15 protein-coding genes and 3 tRNA genes are annotated in these 18462 nt (G+C 55.8%); 8 read left to right on the forward strand and 10 right to left on the reverse strand.

All coding sequences use genetic code 11. From position 1 onward, the window contains the following. Nucleotides 1-75: 75 nt before the first annotated feature. Nucleotides 76-1695 carry a long-chain-fatty-acid--CoA ligase gene (locus AC2FJ5_RS04525; protein WP_496792595.1) on the forward strand — a complete coding sequence of 540 codons (1620 nt, stop codon included), beginning with the start codon at nt 76-78 and terminating at the stop codon, nt 1693-1695. 83 nt (nt 1696-1778) lie between these two features. On the opposite strand, the gene AC2FJ5_RS04530 is transcribed toward AC2FJ5_RS04525, so the two are convergent. From AC2FJ5_RS04530 to AC2FJ5_RS04545, 4 genes are all read right to left on the reverse strand, one after another. Further along, the gene (locus AC2FJ5_RS04530; protein ID WP_496708496.1) at nt 1779-3242 is read right to left on the reverse strand and encodes a flavin-containing monooxygenase; all 1464 of its coding nucleotides are present in this window, start codon (nt 3240-3242) and stop codon (nt 1779-1781) included. A 317-nt stretch (nt 3243-3559) separates the two neighbouring features. Further along, nucleotides 3560-3634 (reverse strand) — tRNA-Asn (locus tag AC2FJ5_RS04535). A 127-nt stretch (nt 3635-3761) separates the two neighbouring features. Further along, nucleotides 3762-3836 (reverse strand) — tRNA-Asn (locus tag AC2FJ5_RS04540). Nucleotides 3837-3916: 80 nt separating this feature from the next. After that, a complete protein-coding gene (locus AC2FJ5_RS04545; protein WP_496701117.1) occupies nt 3917-4831 on the reverse strand; it encodes an MBL fold metallo-hydrolase in 915 nt (304 codons plus the stop codon). Between the two features lie 44 nt (nt 4832-4875). On the opposite strand from AC2FJ5_RS04545, the gene AC2FJ5_RS04550 reads away from it, so the two are divergent. Further along, nucleotides 4876-6195, forward strand: a complete 1320-nt coding sequence (locus tag AC2FJ5_RS04550; RefSeq protein WP_142633580.1) for an ATP-binding protein — start codon at nt 4876-4878, stop codon at nt 6193-6195. Nucleotides 6196-6440: 245 nt separating this feature from the next. On the opposite strand, the gene AC2FJ5_RS04555 is transcribed toward AC2FJ5_RS04550, so the two are convergent. After that, nucleotides 6441-6517 (reverse strand) — tRNA-Ile (locus tag AC2FJ5_RS04555). 107 nt (nt 6518-6624) lie between these two features. Between AC2FJ5_RS04555 and purM the strand changes: the two genes are divergently transcribed. The 3 genes from purM to rnd all read left to right on the forward strand — a co-directional run bounded on the left by purM (nt 6625) and on the right by rnd (nt 9535). Continuing rightward, nucleotides 6625-7671, forward strand: a complete 1047-nt coding sequence (purM, locus tag AC2FJ5_RS04560) for a phosphoribosylformylglycinamidine cyclo-ligase (RefSeq protein ID WP_496792596.1) — start codon at nt 6625-6627, stop codon at nt 7669-7671. Beyond that, nucleotides 7668-8264 carry a phosphoribosylglycinamide formyltransferase gene (gene purN, locus AC2FJ5_RS04565; RefSeq protein ID WP_496792597.1) on the forward strand — a complete coding sequence of 199 codons (597 nt, stop codon included), beginning with the start codon at nt 7668-7670 and terminating at the stop codon, nt 8262-8264. The genes purM and purN overlap by 4 nt, the downstream gene beginning before the upstream one ends. Nucleotides 8265-8377: 113 nt before the next feature. Continuing rightward, complete coding sequence (gene rnd, locus AC2FJ5_RS04570; protein ID WP_496688199.1) at nt 8378-9535, forward strand: ribonuclease D; 1158 nt, start codon at nt 8378-8380, stop codon at nt 9533-9535. 6 nt (nt 9536-9541) lie between these two features. Here rnd and AC2FJ5_RS04575 read toward each other — a convergent pair whose 3' ends face one another. Beyond that, nucleotides 9542-10066 carry a hypothetical protein gene (locus tag AC2FJ5_RS04575; protein WP_271947285.1) on the reverse strand — a complete coding sequence of 175 codons (525 nt, stop codon included), beginning with the start codon at nt 10064-10066 and terminating at the stop codon, nt 9542-9544. Between the two features lie 139 nt (nt 10067-10205). Between AC2FJ5_RS04575 and AC2FJ5_RS04580 the strand changes: the two genes are divergently transcribed. Further along, nucleotides 10206-10616 carry a SufE family protein gene (locus AC2FJ5_RS04580; protein ID WP_496792598.1) on the forward strand — a complete coding sequence of 137 codons (411 nt, stop codon included), beginning with the start codon at nt 10206-10208 and terminating at the stop codon, nt 10614-10616. Here the strand turns inward: AC2FJ5_RS04580 and AC2FJ5_RS04585 are convergent. Beyond that, the gene (locus AC2FJ5_RS04585) at nt 10613-11275 is read right to left on the reverse strand and encodes a DUF1638 domain-containing protein (protein ID WP_496792599.1); all 663 of its coding nucleotides are present in this window, start codon (nt 11273-11275) and stop codon (nt 10613-10615) included. The genes AC2FJ5_RS04580 and AC2FJ5_RS04585 overlap by 4 nt on opposite strands. Nucleotides 11276-11429: 154 nt before the next feature. After that, nucleotides 11430-12128 (reverse strand): corrinoid protein, encoded by a 699-nt coding sequence (locus tag AC2FJ5_RS04590; RefSeq protein WP_271947279.1) that lies wholly within the window; start codon nt 12126-12128, stop codon nt 11430-11432. Nucleotides 12129-12408: 280 nt separating this feature from the next. On the opposite strand from AC2FJ5_RS04590, the gene AC2FJ5_RS04595 reads away from it, so the two are divergent. Beyond that, nucleotides 12409-13494 (forward strand): PA0069 family radical SAM protein, encoded by a 1086-nt coding sequence (locus AC2FJ5_RS04595; protein ID WP_496792600.1) that lies wholly within the window; start codon nt 12409-12411, stop codon nt 13492-13494. A 53-nt stretch (nt 13495-13547) separates the two neighbouring features. On the opposite strand, the gene gltA is transcribed toward AC2FJ5_RS04595, so the two are convergent. Then, nucleotides 13548-14843, reverse strand: coding sequence for a citrate synthase (gltA, locus tag AC2FJ5_RS04600; RefSeq protein WP_281972039.1), 1296 nt, complete (start codon nt 14841-14843; stop codon nt 13548-13550). A 121-nt stretch (nt 14844-14964) separates the two neighbouring features. Then, a complete protein-coding gene (gene gltX / locus AC2FJ5_RS04605; protein ID WP_496695569.1) occupies nt 14965-16365 on the reverse strand; it encodes a glutamate--tRNA ligase in 1401 nt (466 codons plus the stop codon). A gap of 78 nt (nt 16366-16443) precedes the next feature. Here gltX and AC2FJ5_RS04610 point away from each other — a divergent pair, with 78 nt between their 5' ends. After that, entirely contained in the window at nt 16444-18459 is a 2016-nt protein-coding gene (locus AC2FJ5_RS04610) for a ComEC/Rec2 family competence protein (protein WP_496792602.1), read from the forward strand. Nucleotides 18460-18462 lie beyond the last annotated feature (3 nt).

The raw sequence follows: 18462 nt of genomic DNA on the forward strand, positions 1-18462 counted from the left end.
CCGCGCCAACAGTCAAAGATGCGTGGCAAACAAGAAGGTGCTGCAAAAAGCGGCCCCGACACAGGGAGGATGTCCATGCTGGGACAAATGATGACGCAACCGTTGCTGATCTCGTCACTGATCGAGCATGCCGATCGCTATCATGGCCAAACCGAGATTTATTCTGTCGAAACTGACGGCAGTTTAACTGAAACAAACTGGTCGCAAGTCGCCGAAAACGCGCGAAAATTGGGTTCTGCACTGTTAGGTCTTGGGCTGGAACCGCACGCTCGGATAGCGACATTGGCATGGAACAACCGCCGCCATCTGGAAATTTACTATGGCACTTCGGGTGCTGGATTCGTGTGCCACACCGTAAACCCCAGGCTGTTTCCAGAGCAGCTGACCTATATCATCAATCATGCGCAGGACCGGGTTCTGTTTTTCGACGCCACATTCATCCCGCTTGTCGCCGCTTTGAAGGACTACCTGACAGAGGTGCAGCATTTCGTGTTAATGGGTCCGCGGAATGATGACGCAATCGCGCAGGTTCCAGGGGTGCAGTTCTATGATGAGCTGATCGAAACCGGTGATTCCGGCTTTCAATGGCCCAGACTGGACGAAAACACAGCCTCAAGCCTTTGTTACACCTCGGGCACAACTGGCAACCCCAAAGGGGTGCTCTATTCCCATCGCTCGACAGTTTTGCACAGTTTTGGGTCCAACACGCGTGACGTGATCGGGTTTTCGGCGATGGATGTGGTACTGCCAGTTGTACCGATGTTCCATGTGAACGCTTGGGGATCGCCGTACGCTTGCGCGATGTCGGGGTCTCGGATGGTATTACCGGGACCAGATTTGCATGGCGAGGCATTGGTCAATTTGATTGACAACTATGGGGTGACACTGGCCATGGGTGTGCCGACGATCTGGCAGGGTCTGCTGGCCTCTGCCAAGAAGTCGGGCAGTCAACTGTCCAGTCTTGAGCGCACAGTTATTGGTGGGGCCGCATGTCCGCCGTCGATGATCGAGACGTTCCGCGAAACCTACGGTGTTGATACAGTCCACGCCTGGGGGATGAGCGAGATGAGCCCGCTGGGAACCGCGAACCAGCCCTTGGCGAAACATGGAAAACTGCCCAAAGAAGAGCAGTATGGGCTTCGGGAAAGTCAGGGCCGTCCTTGTTATGGGGTCGAATTGAAAATCGTTGATGATCTCGGCAATGAGCTTCCGCGCGACGGTGAAACACAGGGAGACCTGATGGTGCGCGGATACTGGGTATTGGACAGCTATTTCATGATGCAGGATCAGGGTCTGCTGCAAGACGGTTGGTTTGCCACTGGCGACGTGGCGACATTGGACCCAGACGGGTATATGACGATCCGAGATCGCTCAAAGGACATCATCAAATCCGGCGGTGAATGGATCAGTTCGGTCGAGCTCGAAAATATCGCGGTGGCACATCCAAAGCTGGCAGGCGCAGCCGTTGTAGGTGTGCCGCATCCGAAATGGGACGAACGGCCCGTTCTTGTGGCGGTGAAAGCCGAGGGGGCAAACCCAAGCGAAGAAGAATTGCTGGCGTTTTTTGGTGGTAAGATCGCCAAGTGGCAGATCCCGGACAGGGTAGTCTTTGTGGACGCGCTGCCACTGAACGCGACTGGCAAGATCCTGAAACGCAACCTGCGGGAAGACTTCAAAGGTCTGCTGAGTACCTAGCGCAAGATCACTGGTCTGGCAGACACAAGCGAGATGGTTTGCCGGGTTTTCTGACTTCGCGGCGAACGTAGATCTATAGCCCCTCAGCCTTCTGAAGTTCCACGCCTGAAATCTGCCAGTTTGGGTTTCCTCGTGCGCCTGAAATACTCGAACGAACTGCCTGGCCAGTTGGTGGTTATCCGCTCGCCATCTTTGTAATAGCTGCGCTTGATCCGCGCCCACTGACTTTTGGCAAGACGCTGTTGCATCTCGTCATCGAAACGCAATGCCGCCTCAGGTTTTACTTCGATCGTGCCGTGATCGGCCGCCTTGATAAGTTGGATGACAAAACCGATTTGCGCTTCGATCATGGCCAGTACCGTCGTGTGGCCAAGGTTTGTGTTTGGTCCGTAAATAATGTGCAGATTGGGGAATTTGGGAACCGAAATACCAAGATAGGCCCGCGCACCACCCTTATCCCAAACATCGCGCAACAAGATACCATCACGTCCCTTGATATCAATAGCTTGCAGGAAGGGGTTGGATTGGAACCCGGTGCCAAGAATGACCACATCATGGTTGCGTTCGGTACCGTCTGTGGTCTTGATCCCATCTTTGGTGAAACAGTCGATTCCGTCCGTCACCAACTCAACCTTGTCCTGGTTCAGGGTCTGATAGTAGCTGTCCGAGACCAAAAGGCGACGCGCGCCGGGCGGGTATTTGGGCCGAAGCGCCTCGCGCAGTTTTGGGTCCGATATCGTCTTTTCCAGATGCCGGTTCAGTATGTTCTGCATCAGCATCTCGTGCAGTTTCGATCCTTTCATGACTGGAAAGATCTTGAATTCATTCTCGGCCCAAAGGCGGAAGCGATAAAGTTTTTGAAGGAAGGGCATCGAACGCATCAGCGACTTGAAGCTCTCGCCATAGGTCTTGTTGCCTTTGGGCATGACCCAATTTGCCGTGCGTTGATAAACTGTCAGAATGTCTGCCTGTTTGGCGATCTCTGGGATGAACTGCAGCGCGCTGGCTGCATTTCCAATCACAGCAACCGATTTGTCCTTCAGGTCGATATCATGGCGCCATTCGGCAGAATGGAATATGGTTCCCCCGAAGAGCTTCATCCCCGGTATCCCAATACGGTTGGGAAAGTGCAACTGACCAACCGAGCAAACCACGTGGCGGCAGAGATAGGTTTCATCTCCATTGCCCTTGGTCGTTACAGTCCACATTTCACTTGTCGGATCGAAGCTTGCTGAAGTGACGGCGCAGCCAAGGCGTAAATGCGCGATCACTCCGAATGTTTCCGCACAATCCCGGATGTAATCCAGAATCTCTTTCTGTCCCGACCATTTTCGGCTCCAGTCCGGCGTTTTGCTGAAAGAGTAAGAATACAAATGCGAGGGCACATCGCATTCCGCACCGGGATAGGTGTTATGCTGCCAAGTGCCCCCAAAATCAGTGGCCTTGTCGAGTATTGCGAAACTGTCGATTCCCGCTTGTCTGAGCTGGTAGCCCATACCAATGCCGCCAAAGCCAGCACCTATGATCAAACAGTTCACCTGCTTCATGATACTTCCTTATGCTCGTATGTCCGTTTCGCGACTTGCCAGTGGCGTTTCTGATCTGCCTGGTTTGGCTTTGGGACAAGCGTGACCGGCATAAAATCTTCTTTCAATTTATCTCAAGTTCACCTGAGCCTGCTAATAACTTGGGCCCAGACTAAGTCCTTCAATGCAAATGTAATTGGGAACTTATCCCTCAACTTTGGGTTGAAGGGAATGGAAAAATTAGAAGATGAACCTTTGAAACCGTTTATCATCTGCCCTGAGTTATGGCGAACGGCCTGAAGCAGGGTGTTTCTATAGTCGTAAAGATTTTGGAAGATTGGCTCCGGCGGTAGGGATCGAACCTACGACCAATTGATTAACAGTCAACTGCTCTACCGCTGAGCTACGCCGGAACGGTTCGCGCCGTATAGCAACCCGACTCTTCGGCGTCCAGAGGGGGGTGTGAGTTTTTTCGTCGAAAAAACATGCACACAGCGAAGGCGGGCATCCATGATAATTTGCGGTGTGTTTTGGGGAAATTGGCTCCGGCGGTAGGGATCGAACCTACGACCAATTGATTAACAGTCAACTGCTCTACCGCTGAGCTACGCCGGAACGGTTCGCGCCATATAGCAACCCGAAATTTCGCCGTCCAGAGGGGAAGCGCGGTTTTGGAAAAAAAATTACCTCGGCATCTATGGGGTTCTGGCGAAGATCGCGCCGACGGATAATTTTGACTGCGGTGCAATCAGAAATCGGCATGTAAGATCAACGAGATGGGCGAATACATTCCGTTCGGCAGCGGGCAACAGGGCAGCGGGGGTTTCGGTATAGATTCGCTCGGCCAATTCCCGGGCGGTTCCTGGCCTGGTTTCCAATGCGGACAGAATCTGTTTTTCCCGGGCGCGCCGGTGGGTGATCAACCAATCGAGCCTTTTGGCAGGGTCGTTAATCGGTGCGCCATGCCCTGCGTGGAATACGGACCAGTTATGTTGTCCTAGCTTTTCGCAAGCCGCCATGAAATCGGTCAGATCACCATCAGGTGGTGACACCAATGAACTGGCCCAACCCATCACATGATCGGCGGTAAAGCAGACATCCCCCCAACCCAGCGCAATATGGTTACCAAGATGACCAGGCGTATGGATCACATTCAACTGCCACCCTTCGGCGGCGATTACATCACCATCTTCGACTTCGATATGCGGGCGGAACGCCGTGTCGATCCCTTCACCTCCGCCTGCGAGCCCCTGATTGGCCAATTCGGACATCACCTCACTGCGGCCTGCTTCAGGGCCTCCGAAAGCAATGATCTTTGCTTGCGTTCGTTCGGCCAGCGGTGCAGCCAGCGGAGAGTGGTCCAGATGAGAATGTGTGACAATGATGTGGCTGATCCGTTGTCCGGGTTTAACCGCGTTCAGGATTGCATCCAGATGGTCCGCATTGGCAGGGCCGGGGTCAATCACCGCAAGATCGGTTTGGCCAAGCAAGTATGTATTGGTGCCGCGATATGTCATCGGAGACGGGTTGGGGGCGAGAATCCGCCTTAGGCCCGGTTGTAACTCGTCATCTCGACCTGGCATTGGATTGAAATCGTCCGGTGCTTGCATTCTGCACTCTTTCTCTCGTCTGAACAGCCCGTTAGGTTTAACCCATGACGACGCAATGGCTCAAACTTTATATGCCGCGCAGCCTGTACGCACGGGCGGCTTTGATTCTCATTTTGCCGGTGGTGGTGATGCTGCTGGTGATCAGTGTCGCCTTTTTGCAAAAGCACCTGGAAGATGTCACCGCGCAAATGACTCGTGCCGCATCGCGTGAGGTTACGCTGGTTACGGATGTGATAGAACATTCTGAAACGCAGCATCAGGCGGTGGCCGAACTTCGGCCCGATCTGGCCGCGCTTGATATGAAACTGCGGTTTCTCGGGATAAACGAAACGCCAGTCATCGGGAATCGCCGCTGGTATGATTTCATTGCACCTCAAGTCGAATCCGAGTTGCGCGCTTTGCTTCCCGATCTTGTAGCGGTCGCCTTGCCAAGCGGGCAGGAGGCTCGATTGTATCTGCAGACGGATTTGGGTGTATTGCAGCTAACTTTCGACCGTCGGCGATTGTCCCCAACCGCGCCGCATCAGTTGATTGTGACCGTCTTGTTCTTTGCGATCATCATGACAACCATTTCGTTTTTGTACATGCGCAACCAGCTACGACCGATCACCCGTCTGGCCGAGGCTGCACAGGCGTTCGGACGCGGGCGGGTTGTTCCTTATTCGCCAGGCGGCGCGATCGAGGTGCGGGCCGCTGGCAGTGCATTTCTGGATATGCGCGCCCGGATTGAGCGTCAGATGGAGCAGCGCACCATGATGCTGTCCGGTGTCAGCCACGATTTGCGAACGCCTTTGACGCGTCTCAAGCTTGGGCTGTCTTTGTTGCCCGAAGGTGAGGCAGCGCCATTGCAACAGGACGTGGATGAAATGCAGCTATTGCTGGACGCGTTTTTGGACTTTTCCAAAGGAGCGGCAGAGGTGGCGCCGGAATCCGTAGACCCTGAGAGGTTCCTTCGGCAGATCGTCAAGGATGCGTGCAGGGCAGGGCATAAGGTCGAATTGGTAAAGGTTGATGGCGCAGGAACCGCGATGTTGCGCCCGACGGCTATTCGTCGCGCGGTAGAGAACTTGATCGGGAATGCGGTCAGGTACGGAAATCGCGCTGAGATCAGCCTGTCGGTCTCCTCCAAATCGCTGCGTATCCGCGTCGAAGATGATGGTCCGGGTATTCCGCCCGAGCAGCGCACCGAAGCGGTCAAACCTTTCTCGCGATTGGATCCTGCGCGCAACCAGAATCGGGGCAGCGGTGTTGGTCTGGGGTTGGCCATTGTGGCAGATGTCGCCCGAGCCCATGGCGGCGTGCTTCGATTGGGCAAAAGCGAACATCTGGGCGGTCTGTGTGCCGATATTATCATCGGTCGCTAGAGCATCGTGCACCGGACCTCTGCTCTGCCAAATCTGGTGTGAGTTCATCTTGGATTGTCGGATGTTCAGTGACCGATAAACTGATTCAAGCGCCTGAAAAGTTACCGGGATATCCCGGGCGGGAATCGAAGATATGTCCTGAAACCGTGGGGCACTTGCCTCGCAACCTATTGTTAGGTCGTGGAGCATCTCTCTCTATTTTCGGGCTGATCGATCGTTGTTTCTAAAGGAAAATTTGCGGATTTTGGTAGGCCCGGAGGGACTCGAACCCCCAACCAAAGCGTTATGAGCGCTCTGCTCTAACCAATTGAGCTACAGGCCCGCCTAGGCGCTTTGCCTATCATGGTGAACGCCCGCGTCAAGCCTGACCGTTGCAACATCTCCAACAATCGACTAACCCGCGCGGGAACCATTCAAAAGAGGTTGGCCATGACAGCAGGCAAAAACGGAATCACCTACGCGGATGCGGGCGTTGATATTGATGCGGGGAATGCTCTGGTCGACCGGATAAAACCTGCTGCCAAGCGGACCAACAGATCCGGTGTGATGAGCGGGCTGGGCGGGTTCGGCGCATTGTTCGACCTGAAGGATGCAGGTTATCGGGATCCGATTCTTGTCGGCGCCACCGACGGTGTAGGCACCAAGTTGCGGATCGCGATTGATACAGGCCTGGTCGATGGCGTCGGTATCGATCTTGTGGCCATGTGCGTCAACGATCTGATCTGTCAGGGTGCCGAGCCACTTTTCTTCCTCGACTATTTCGCAACAGGCAAACTGGATACCGAGACCGCCGCACGGATTATTGAGGGCATTGCCGAAGGCTGCGTTCAATCGGATTGCGCATTGATCGGTGGCGAAACTGCCGAGATGCCGGGCATGTATCCCGATGGTGATTTCGATTTGGCCGGGTTTTCGGTCGGTGCGATGGAGCGCGGCGCACACCTTCCTGCAGATGTTCAACAGGGTGACGTGTTGCTTGGGCTGGCCTCAAACGGGGTGCATTCCAATGGCTATTCGCTAGTGCGCAAGCTGGTCGAGATCTCGGGCCTGGGTTGGGATGCGGCATCGCCCTTTGGGGATGGATCGCTGGGCGAGGCACTGCTGACCCCGACGCGCCTTTACGTGAAACCTGCGCTACAGGCGATCCGGATAGGCGGGGTGCATGCGCTCGCCCATATCACCGGCGGTGGCCTGACCGAAAACCTGCCACGGGTGCTGCCCGAGGGGCTGGGTGCCCAGATCGACTTGAACTCCTGGGATTTGCCACCCGTATTCCGCTGGATGGCAGAAACCGGCGGTATTGCTGAATCCGAGATGCTCAAGACTTTCAACTGCGGCATCGGCATGATCGTGGTTTGCGGCGCAGAGCAGGCCGACGACCTGTCGGCACTGCTGGCCCAAGCTGGTGAGACGGTTTCGCGGATTGGCACCGTGACCGACACCGCAGGAGTGGCCTATTCGGGCAAATTGCTGTGAGCCATAAGCGCGTCGCCATTCTGCTCTCGGGCGGGGGGTCGAACATGGTCTCTCTGGTCGACAGCATGACCGGCGACCATCCGGCGCGGCCCTGTCTGGTGTTGTCGAACGATGCCGGGGCAGGCGGGCTGAAAAAGGCCGCTGATCGGGGAATCGCGACCGCTGCCGTAGATCACCGTCCCTTTAAAGGCGACCGCGCGGCTTTCGAAGCCGAGCTGCTGAAACCGCTAGAGGAGGCACAGCCCGATATCGTCTGCCTGGCCGGTTTCATGCGGGTGCTGACCGGTGATTTCGTCTTGCGTTTTCAGGGTCGGATGCTGAACATCCACCCGTCACTGTTGCCAAAATACAAGGGTCTGAACACCCATGCCCGTGCGATTGCAGCAGGTGATATCGAGCATGGATGCTCGGTTCACGAGGTGACCGCAGCGCTGGACGATGGCCCAATCTTGGGGCAAGCCCGCCTGAATATTGAGGCTGGAGACACTCCTGAGACTTTGGCGGCGCGCGTTCTGACCTACGAACACAGGCTTTATCCGGCCGTATTGCGCCGCTTTGCCGGAAATGACCGCACGCCGGTGCTTTTGCCGTGAATCCCGCGGGGTGATTTACACGCGGTTGCCATTCGGCCTATGGTTCGCCCGACGGCCCGGAAACGTGTAGGACTGACGGGTGATTAAAAACAAAAGCAAGAATAGCACCACGAATGAAAACCCTCACGACGACGCAAGAGCTGGCCGATTTCTGCAAAGCGGCTGCGGCCTTTGATTACGTAACCGTAGATACCGAGTTCCTGCGCGAACGGACCTACTATTCAAAACTTTGCCTGCTTCAACTGGCGGTCCCGTCGCCCGACGAAGACAGCGCCGTTTTGGTCGACCCGTTGGCCGAAGGGATGACTCTGGAGCCTTTGTACGAGCTCTTCGCCGATGAAAGCGTGGTCAAAGTTTTTCACGCAGCCCGTCAGGATCTTGAGATTTTCTGGGTTGAGGCGGGTGTGTTCCCCAATCCTCTGTTCGACACTCAGGTCGCCGCCATGGTCTGCGGATTCGGCGAGCAGGTTGGTTATGAAACCCTGGTGCGCAAGATTTGTAAGGAAGGCGTGGACAAGACCTCTCGATTCACCGACTGGTCACGCCGCCCGCTGTCCGAGGCGCAAAAGACCTATGCGCTGGCGGATGTAACGCATCTGCGGAAAATCTATGAATATCTGGCGGCCGAGCTGACGAAAACCAAGCGCAGCCATTGGGTCGCGGAAGAGCTGCGCACGCTGACGCAATCCGGCACCTATGAGATCCAGCCCGAAAACGCGTGGAAGCGTATCAAAACCCGGACGAACTCGGCCAAGTTTCTGGCCGTTGTTCGCGAGTTGGCCGAGTTCCGCGAAGCCTATGCGCAGGAAAACAACGTACCGCGCAGCCGTGTGTTCAAAGATGACGCGCTGATCGAACTGGCATCGACCAAGCCGAAATCTTTCTCAGATTTGGGTGGATCGCGCCTGCTGCTGCGCGAGGCCCGCAAAGGGGTCATTGCGGATGGGATTCTGGCCGCCGTCAAAAAGGGTGTTAATTGCCCACCAGAAAAATTGCCCAAGATTGATACCAGCCGTGACAAGTTGAAGGTAAATCCTGCGCTTGCCGACCTATTGCGGGTGCTGCTGAAATCAAAAACGGAAAGCTCGGGCGTGGCCGCCAAACTGATTGCTACCAGTTCCGAACTGGATCAGATCGCAGCCGGTGAACGGGAATTACCTGCAATGTCCGGTTGGCGGTTCGAGGTATTCGGCGAAGATGCCCTGAAACTGTGCGATGGCAAAATCGCCCTGGCAGCTAAAGGGCAGACCGTCACGGTCGTAGAGCTTTAGCAGGAATTATCTGCGGCGGGATTCCAGGGCATTTTGTTCCCCTTTGACACGGACCAGCCGAATGTTTGCAAGCTCGTCTCGGCTGATATTGATTGCATTGGATACCCTTCGGGACCGTTCGGTCCCCTGGCTTGTCGCATATGACGGGTAGTCGACACGGAACGTGAATTCGAGAATGCCGTTTTTTGCATTCTCTTCGCTTTCAACACGAACAAGCCGCGCATTATATGCACCCTGCCTTGCAGCAATCCCAGTCGTGTAAACGATAGCTCCATTCGGAATTGGATCGATCCGCAATTCTTCGATCTTGGCGATCGGGAAGCTCTTATCCTCGGGTGGCTTCTTGGAAAACAGGCCAACACCATCGTCTGTCTGGGGAACCAGTGCATTTGCATCGTTCACCGAGACTTCAGAGGGTGCCGGAGTACTGGACCCAAACCAGTTTGTCGGGTTGACCCGAGAATCACGCCAAGCGCTGCAAGCCGACAGGGTCAAGGCAGCAGCCAAAAGAACAGACAGTGATTTCTTCATCGTCACAACACCCAGAGCAGTCTATATGGCAATGAGTTATCGCACTTTTCCGGGTTTGAAAAGCCACGTGGGGGGCTGGACAGATGCTGGTCAGGATCATAGTTCAAAAATGTGAACCCAATGAGAGGACAGCCCCGAGATGGCGACACCTGCTTTTGAAGAAATCGTCGAAGATTTCGAATTCCTGGAGGACTGGGAAGACCGGTACCGCCATGTCATCGAGCAGGGGAAAGCGATGGCGCCATTGGATGATGCGTTGAAGGTGCAGGCAACCAAAGTCCATGGTTGCGCCAGCCAGGTCTGGCTGCATCCCAGTGTCGAGGGAGGGATCTTTCATTTTGACGGCGACAGTGATGCTCTGATCGTGAGGGGGCTGATTGCGGTTCTGCGATCCCTATATAACGGCCTGCCGGTTCAAGAAGTCCCGCAGGTTGACGCAGGAGGCGAACTGGCGCGGCTGGGGTTAAACGATCATCTTTCCGCGCAACGATCTAACGGTTTGAGGGCGATGATCGACCGTATCCGCGAGGTCGCGATAGAGGCCGCCTAAAGCGGGCGGCTGGCCCAGTCGCTCAGCGTGGATTGCAGATCACCATAGCCGGTAAATCGGCGCTCGAAAGCCAGGCCCATTCGGTCTGCGCACTCCTTGGCGCGTTCGGTCAGAACCGCATCATCAGTCTGTGCCTGATAAACCAGTTTCGTGTAGTTGCCGAAATACATTTCCCTAAGCTCGGGGTGGCGATCCAGCCCCAGCGGCTTCCAGACGAAGGCATCGAATTGACGTGCCAGAAAATCTGTTAGGTAGAACGCTGTAGTTTCATCCTCGCCGCGATTTTCAAAGACCTGGTTCCCCTCGAAGAAAGAATAGCAGTGGGGCCCTTTAATCATCTCCACGCCCATCTCCCCGCAGGCTTTCTGCAACAGGCCACCGGTGCCGCAATCTGCGTAGACGACATAAACTTTATCGTATTGGTCGCGGTGTTTGGCAACGGCCTCTTCCACCGCCTGCGTGATCCGTTCCGGGTGGACGTGCAAGATGGCGGGCAGGCAGGTCAGTTCCATATGATCCCAGCCATTACGACGCTTTAGGTCCAGGATTTCCCGCGCCAGCGCACCGCAGGCCAATAACAGAATTCGCCCTGCGCCGTGATGGTCTGAATAGCCCTGCGTTGTCAGGCTGGCATCGTCGGGAAGTTGGTCCTGAGTCATTTCGCGCCTCTTTCTCGTTATCTAGAAAATCGGCTTATTCGGTGGCTGGCAAGCCCGTATTCGACACATAATGTCGGCTTCGGATCAGGGTAGGGTGAATAAATGAAAAAGGCCGCCCGAAAACCGGACGGCCCTGAAATGGTTTAGATGTCGATCAACCCGCCAGCTGATTGTGCTTGCGCGAAACAAAATCCTTTGCCGTCTCAACAGCTACGGCCGCGTCACGGCAATAGGCATCAGCACCGATCGCCTTGCCGAACTCTTCGTTCAGGGGCGCGCCGCCAACCAGAACGATATAGTCATCGCGCCGACCCTGTTCGATCAGTGTGTCGATCACGACTTTCATATATGGCATGGTCGTCGTCAGCAGGGCCGACATGCCCAGAATATCGGGCTGTTCGGTATCAAGCGCTTCCAGATAGTTTTCGACGGGGTTGTTGATGCCGATATCAACAACCTCGAATCCGGCTCCTTCCATCATCATTGACACCAGGTTTTTGCCAATGTCGTGAATGTCGCCTTTAACAGTGCCGATCACCATTTTACCAACGCGCGGTGCGCCGGTTTCGGCCAGCAGCGGCTTGAGGATAAACATGCCGCCCTTCATTGCGTTTGCGGCCAGCAAGACCTCGGGTACGAACAGAATGCCGTCACGGAAGTCGTGGCCCACAACCGTCATGCCGCCGACCAGTGCCTTGGTCAGGATGTCATAAGGTGTCCATCCGCGCTCCAGCAGGATGTTCACACCTTCTTCGATTTCTTCTTTCAGACCGTCGTAAAGGTCATCGAACATCTGTTCGACCAGTTCGTCGTCGTTCAGTTCGGACAGGACGATGTCTTCTTCATCGGACATGGGGCGTTTCCCTGAGCTGTTCGGGCCTTGCGCCCGTGGTGGCATTTTTTCCGTTTTGGCCATTTCGCCGTAATACTACTGTGACGATTGCGACCTTGGCAGTTCCGAGACCGACCTATAGGCCAAATTTGTCGTTATCTCGACGTCATTTTACACATGAACATCCTGCAATTCGTTCAAATGCACCAAATGTCCAGGGGCTGATTGGGGCTCTGATGATGCCTCAGAAAGGTAAATGTGCCGCTTGCCGGACCGGTCGATATTCCATATACCAAATGGCATGAACAAAAGTAGAACAAACCTTCCTTCGGCCATTGCCAAGGGGCGAGCAGCCACGGAAAATACGGCAGGCAGATTCGAACGGTTTGACACAATCCCCTGCGATGACGGCTGGGGGTATGATGACGATCTTCCTCCGTTGCGGACTGAAGTCAGGCACGAGACGGCACGCAGCATAATCACTTATAACCGCTCCCCCGACTTGCCATTTGATCGTTCGATCAACCCCTACCGGGGGTGCGAGCACGGCTGCATCTATTGCTTTGCACGGCCCAGCCACGCCTATCTGGGTCTGTCGCCGGGGCTGGATTTTGAGACGCGCTTGATTGCCCGACCCAATGCGGCCGAGCTTCTTCGCAAAGAGCTTTCTGCGAAAGGTTACAGTGTTGCGCCGATTGCGATTGGACCCAATACCGACCCTTATCAGCCAGTTGAAAAAAACCATGGAATCACAAGGTCTTGTTTGTCGGTGCTTACAGAGTTTCGCCATCCGGTTGCGATTGTGACCAAGGGGGCATTGATCGAACGTGATCTCGATCTGCTCGCACAGATGGCGGAACAGGGTTTGGTTCGGGTCGGGATATCTCTGACCACGTTAGATGCGGATTTATCGCGCCGAATGGAGCCACGGGCACCCGCGCCAAATCGGCGCCTGAAAATCATTCGCAGGCTGACCGAAGCGGGGGTTCCGGTGCGGGTCATGACCTCTCCTTCAATTCCCGGTTTGACAGATCATGAGATGGAAAGCCTGTTAGAGGCGGGCAGGGATGCCGGGGCGGATGCAGCAAGCTGGATTATGCTGCGGTTGCCGCGCGAAGTTTCGGAACTTTGGCAAACCTGGCTGCAAGAGCAAGAGCCAACGCGCGCCGAAAAAGTCATGTCCAAGCTTCGGCAAATGCACGGGGGCCGGGACTATGATCCGCGTTGGGGCCACCGAATGCGCGGTGAGGGCGAATATGCCGAGATGGTGGCTAAACGGTTTTCACTGGCTGTAAAGCGGCTAGGCCTTGCAACGCGCACCCCGAAGCTGCGGTGCGATTTGTTCGATATCCCGCCCCAAGCCGGGGACCAGTTGACGCTGTTCTAACAAATCAGCCCCGGATTCTGGTCCGGGGCTGTTTGGTTTGTTGGGAATCGAAATCAGCGTTTTTCGATGTCCACGTAATCGCGACTGGTTTCGCCCAGATAGAGCTGGCGCGGGCGGCCGATTTTGTTCTGTGGATCTGCGATCATCTCTTTCCACTGACTGACCCAGCCAACGGTGCGCGACAGTGCGAAAATCGGGGTGAACATCGACGTCGGGAAACCCATCGCCTCGAGGATGATCCCTGAATAGAAGTCCACGTTCGGGAACAGTTTCTTTTCGGAGAAATACGGATCTTCCAACGCCTGTTTTTCCAACGCCTTGGCGACCTGCAGCTTGGGATTGTCCTCAATCCCCAGCAGATCCAACACTTCGTCGGCGGATTGCTTCATAACCTTGGCGCGCGGGTCAAAGTTCTTATAGACGCGGTGACCAAAGCCCATCAGGCGGAACGGATCAGCCTTGTCTTTGGCGCGGGCGATATATTCCGGGATACGGTCAACCGTGCCAATTTCTTCCAGCATTTCAAGGCAGGCCTGGTTTGCGCCGCCATGGGCAGGGCCCCAAAGACACGCGATACCAGCGGCAATACACGCAAACGGGTTCGCCCCCGAGGAGGAGGCCAAACGCACAGTCGAAGTCGAGGCATTCTGTTCGTGATCCGCGTGTAGAGTAAAGATGCGGTCCATCGCGCGGCTGAGGATTGGGTTCACCTCATATTCTTCGGCAGGGACGCTGAAGCACATGCGCAGGAAGTTTGAAGCATAATCCAGATCGTTGCGCGGGTACACGAAGGGCTGACCGGTGTGATACTTGTAAGCCCAGGCAGCGATGGTCGGCATCTTGGCGATCAGACGATGGGATGCGACCTCACGCTGATGCGGGTCCGAAACATCGGTCGAATCGTGATAGAACGCAGACATCGCGCCCACGACACCAACCATGATCGCCATCGGATGTGCATCACGGCGGAAGCCACGATAGAAATACTGCATCTGTTCGTGCAGCATGGTGTGGCGGGTGATCGTGGTTTCAAACTTTTCCAGTTCCTTGGCCGCCGGCAGCTCTCCATAAAGCAACAGGTAGCACACTTCGAGGAAATGCGATTTCTCGGCCAACTGGTCGATCGGATAGCCACGGTGCAGCAGTTCACCTTTTTCGCCGTCGATATAGGTGATGGTGCTGTCGCAGCTGGCTGTCGAGGTGAAGCCGGGGTCATAGGTGAACACATCCGCTTCGCTGTACAGCTTGCGGATGTCGATGACATCAGGTCCCACGGTAGGCGAATGAACCGGCAACTCGTATGTTTTACCATGTACGGTCAAAGTGGCTGATTTATTGCTGTCGGTCATAATGTCCCTTCCTCATTCATACGTGAAACGGATCGTCGTCCGTTTCGGCGGGCAACGGTTGCGCACAGGGGCGCAGCCCGGGTGTTAGCGGAGCAGCGTTACCCAAATGTGAAACCTTTGGTTATGTCGCTGCGTCGGAGAGCCGTGCCAGGGTTTCATCCCGCCCAAGCACAAGCATCATATCAAAAACCGAAGGCGTTACAGCCCGACCAGCCAATGCAGCGCGCAATGGCCCTGCTAGCTTGCCAAACTTTAGCCCTTTCGCTTCTGCAAACGAGTTCAGGGCACTCTCCAGTTCGTTCCGGGTCCAGCTAGCATTTTGCACGTGCGGCGTCAATTCACTCAGTATACCGTCGGATACAGAGGACAGCGCCTTTGCAGCCTTCTCATCAGGTTTAATCGGGCGTGACGTCAGCACAAAATGCGCTTTTTCAAGGAGTTCCGGGAAAGTGCGTGCCCGATCCTTGAGGCAATACATCGCACGTTCCAGATCACCTGATTGTGCATTGGTGAGAGCGGGCAGTCCCGCCGCCGCCAGGTATCCCTGAATTTCCTGCCGCAATGCGGCATCGCCAGTGATTGGAATATGCTGACCACATAGATTCTCGAGCTTTTTCAGATCGAACCGTGCAGGGCTTTTACCGATTCCAGTCAGATCGAACCACTCTTTCGCCTGCTCATCTGTAAAGAATTCGTCATCCCCATGGCTCCAGCCGAGACGGGCTAGATAGTTGCGCATACCCGCGGCCGGGTACCCCATCGCCTGATATTCTTGGGCACCCAAAGCTCCGTGACGTTTGGATAGTTTCTTGCCGTCCGGACCATGAATCAGCGGAATATGTGCCCAGACCGGAACATCCCAACCCATGGCTTCATAGATCATCATCTGGCGTGCGGCATTGTTCAGGTGATCGTCGCCCCGGATAACATGGGTCACACCCATGTCGTGATCATCCACAACAACCGCCAGCATATAAACCGGTGTTCCGTCCGAGCGCAGCAGGATCATGTCGTCCAACTGATCGTTGCGGATTGTCACGTCGCCCTGAACCTGATCGCGGATCACGGTGACCCCGTCCCGCGGTGCCTTTATGCGGATCGCATATGGGGCGTCAGGTTGGGTCGAAGGGTCAGCGTCGCGCCAGGGGCTCTGGAACAGTGTCGATTTTCCCTCTGCACGCGCCTGTTCGCGAAAGGCTGTGATCTCGTCCTGGGTCGAAAAACATTTGTAGGCTTTGCCGTCCGCCAGCAGCTGATGTGCCACTTCAGCATGACGCGGGGCGCCTTCGAATTGGCTGATCACGTCGCCATCATGGTCCAGGCCCAGCCAGGACATTCCTTGAAGAATTGCAGCCGTCGCCTCGGGTGTCGAACGCTCGCGGTCGGTGTCTTCGATCCGCAGCAGGAATTTGCCACCACGTCCCCGCGCAAAGAGCCAGTTGAACAGCGCAGTACGCGCGCCGCCGATGTGAAGGAAACCGGTGGGTGAGGGGGCAAAACGGGTGACGACCTGATCGGACATTGTGTGGATTAACCTTTTGGTAACCGTGTCGAGCTTAACTTGGCGCCTGTCTAACGAGCCCGAAGGACGGGGGCAACCATGCGTGTTCTGGCACGGGTCGAGACCGCATTGCTGAGCCAGACAGGCTATTTGTTTCAATGGTCACCAGTGTGCTTGGCCATTGGCATCGGCCTTTATTTCGCGCTCCGGTTTGAGCCGGGGTGGCAGATTTACGTCTGTTTCGGCGCGGTGATTGTTGTGGCTATGGGGATGGCCCGCAAGTCACGGTCTGGCTGGGCTTCGTTGGCAATCGGGGGGGCGCTGATCGCTGCCGGGTTTATCCTGGCTGGTACACGTGCCCATACGGTGGCAGAGCCGGTTCTGTCTTGGCGGTACTATGGCCCGGTCGAGGGACGTGTTGTCGCCATAGACCGCTCTGCGTCGGATGCGCTGCGGGTAACGCTCGATCGGGTGCGATTAGGGGACGTGCCTTTGGATCGACGCCCGCAGCGCGTCCGACTTTCCTTACACGGTGGTGATGCCCAGCTTGTGCCGGGGCAACGGATCATGACGACCGGCTACCTGTCGCCACCCCAGGGTCCTGTTGAGCCCGGCGGTTTCGATTTCCGTCGCCACGCATGGTTTCAACGTTTAGGGGCGGTCGGGTACACGCGCGTACCGGTGTTGTCGGTTGCCCCGCCGGACAGGACCAATCTCCGCATCACGGCGTGGAGGACGGCGATCTCTGAACATGTGCGCGCATTGCTGCCTGGAGAGGTCGGAGGTTTCGCCGCGGCTGTCACGACGGGTGATCGCAGCGGAATGAGACAGGAAACGCTGAACAATCTACGGGCATCTAATCTGGCTCATCTGTTGGCGATATCCGGATTGCATATGGGGTTGTTGACAGGTTTTGTTTACCTAATTTGCAGGGTCACGCTGTCTGCTGTCCCGGTGCTCGCTCTTAGACTTCCGGTCCGCAAGATTGCAGCGGTTTGCGCCTTGGTCGCAGCGGTTGTTTATCTATTGCTGTCTGGCGGGAATGTCGCAACAGAGCGGGCCTTTATCATGGTCAGCGTAATGCTGGGGGCCATTTTGATCGACAGAAGGTCAATTTCGCTACGCGCGGTGGCCGTCGCTGCCCTTATCGTGCTGTCGTTGCGACCAGAATCTCTGTTAAGTCCCGGTTTTCAGATGTCCTTTGCTGCAACAACGGCACTGGTGGCCGTTTTCGGAGCCTTACGCGGTTTCGGTTCTGCTTTCGGGCCAAAATGGCTACGGCCCATTATCGGGGTGTTGATGTCATCTGCCATAGCGGGGCTTGCCACCGCACCGATTGGGGCGGCGCATTTCAATTCACTGTCTCACTATGGGCTGGTTGCGAATATGCTGTCGGTCCCGGTGATGGGAACCGTCGTGGTTCCTGCGGCCGTTATTGCCGCAATCCTGGCGCCATTCGGGCTTGAGTGGTTTGGGCTGGCGGTCATGGGGGCAGGGTTGGAATGGATTCTGGCGGTTTCAGACTGGATCTCGGGACTGGAAGGTGCGCAAGGTTATGTGGTCAGTCCACCGTCCTACGTCTTGCCCATATTTGCATTGGGCGCGCTGTGGATCGCCTTGTGGCGCGGTGGGGCAAGATGGGTCGGCGTCGCACCTTGCATGGTGGCGATTGCGCTTTGGGGGCACGGTAACCGTCCGGAAGTTTTGGTCGCAGACTCCGGTGGGTTGGTTGGTGTGATGACTGATCAGGGGCGCGCGCTGAGCAAGGAAAAGGGCAGCAAATTTATTGCAACTGTATGGCTTGAAAACGACGGAGACGGCGCGAGCCAGAAAACTGCCGCAAATCGCTGGCCCGATGGGAAAGATCTGTCGCAAAGATATTTCTGGCAGGGCAAAGAGCTGATTCACCTCACTGGCAAACGATCTGCGCGCGAATTCAGCGAATGTGGAGATGACCAAATCGTCATCTCTGCTGTTCCGGTCCAGCTGTCCGGCACCTGTATGGTGATTGATCCCGAGTTGTTGAACAAGACAGGAAGTATTGCACTGTCCAGCGGAAACGTAATGACCAGTGCCGAAGTCATAGGCAAAAGGCTGTGGTCGCCAGACAGCTAAAGA

Source organism: Ruegeria sp. CDSA221 (assembly GCF_059611825.1).

Excerpts from the sequence above, each read along its gene's own strand:
- AC2FJ5_RS04525 (WP_496792595.1), top strand. The coding sequence starts at position 76 with ATGCTGGGACAAATGATGACGCAACCGTTGCTGATCTCGTCACTGATC.
- AC2FJ5_RS04530 (WP_496708496.1), bottom strand. The coding sequence starts at position 3,242 with ATGAAGCAGGTGAACTGTTTGATCATAGGTGCTGGCTTTGGCGGCATT.
- AC2FJ5_RS04545 (WP_496701117.1), bottom strand. The coding sequence starts at position 4,831 with ATGCAAGCACCGGACGATTTCAATCCAATGCCAGGTCGAGATGACGAG.
- AC2FJ5_RS04550 (WP_142633580.1), top strand. The coding sequence starts at position 4,876 with ATGACGACGCAATGGCTCAAACTTTATATGCCGCGCAGCCTGTACGCA.
- purM (WP_496792596.1), top strand. The coding sequence starts at position 6,625 with ATGACAGCAGGCAAAAACGGAATCACCTACGCGGATGCGGGCGTTGAT.
- rnd (WP_496688199.1), top strand. The coding sequence starts at position 8,378 with ATGAAAACCCTCACGACGACGCAAGAGCTGGCCGATTTCTGCAAAGCG.
- AC2FJ5_RS04575 (WP_271947285.1), bottom strand. The coding sequence starts at position 10,066 with ATGAAGAAATCACTGTCTGTTCTTTTGGCTGCTGCCTTGACCCTGTCG.
- AC2FJ5_RS04580 (WP_496792598.1), top strand. The coding sequence starts at position 10,206 with ATGGCGACACCTGCTTTTGAAGAAATCGTCGAAGATTTCGAATTCCTG.
- AC2FJ5_RS04585 (WP_496792599.1), bottom strand. The coding sequence starts at position 11,275 with ATGACTCAGGACCAACTTCCCGACGATGCCAGCCTGACAACGCAGGGC.
- AC2FJ5_RS04590 (WP_271947279.1), bottom strand. The coding sequence starts at position 12,128 with ATGTCCGATGAAGAAGACATCGTCCTGTCCGAACTGAACGACGACGAA.
- AC2FJ5_RS04595 (WP_496792600.1), top strand. The coding sequence starts at position 12,409 with ATGAACAAAAGTAGAACAAACCTTCCTTCGGCCATTGCCAAGGGGCGA.
- gltA (WP_281972039.1), bottom strand. The coding sequence starts at position 14,843 with ATGACCGACAGCAATAAATCAGCCACTTTGACCGTACATGGTAAAACA.
- gltX (WP_496695569.1), bottom strand. The coding sequence starts at position 16,365 with ATGTCCGATCAGGTCGTCACCCGTTTTGCCCCCTCACCCACCGGTTTC.
- AC2FJ5_RS04610 (WP_496792602.1), top strand. The coding sequence starts at position 16,444 with ATGCGTGTTCTGGCACGGGTCGAGACCGCATTGCTGAGCCAGACAGGC.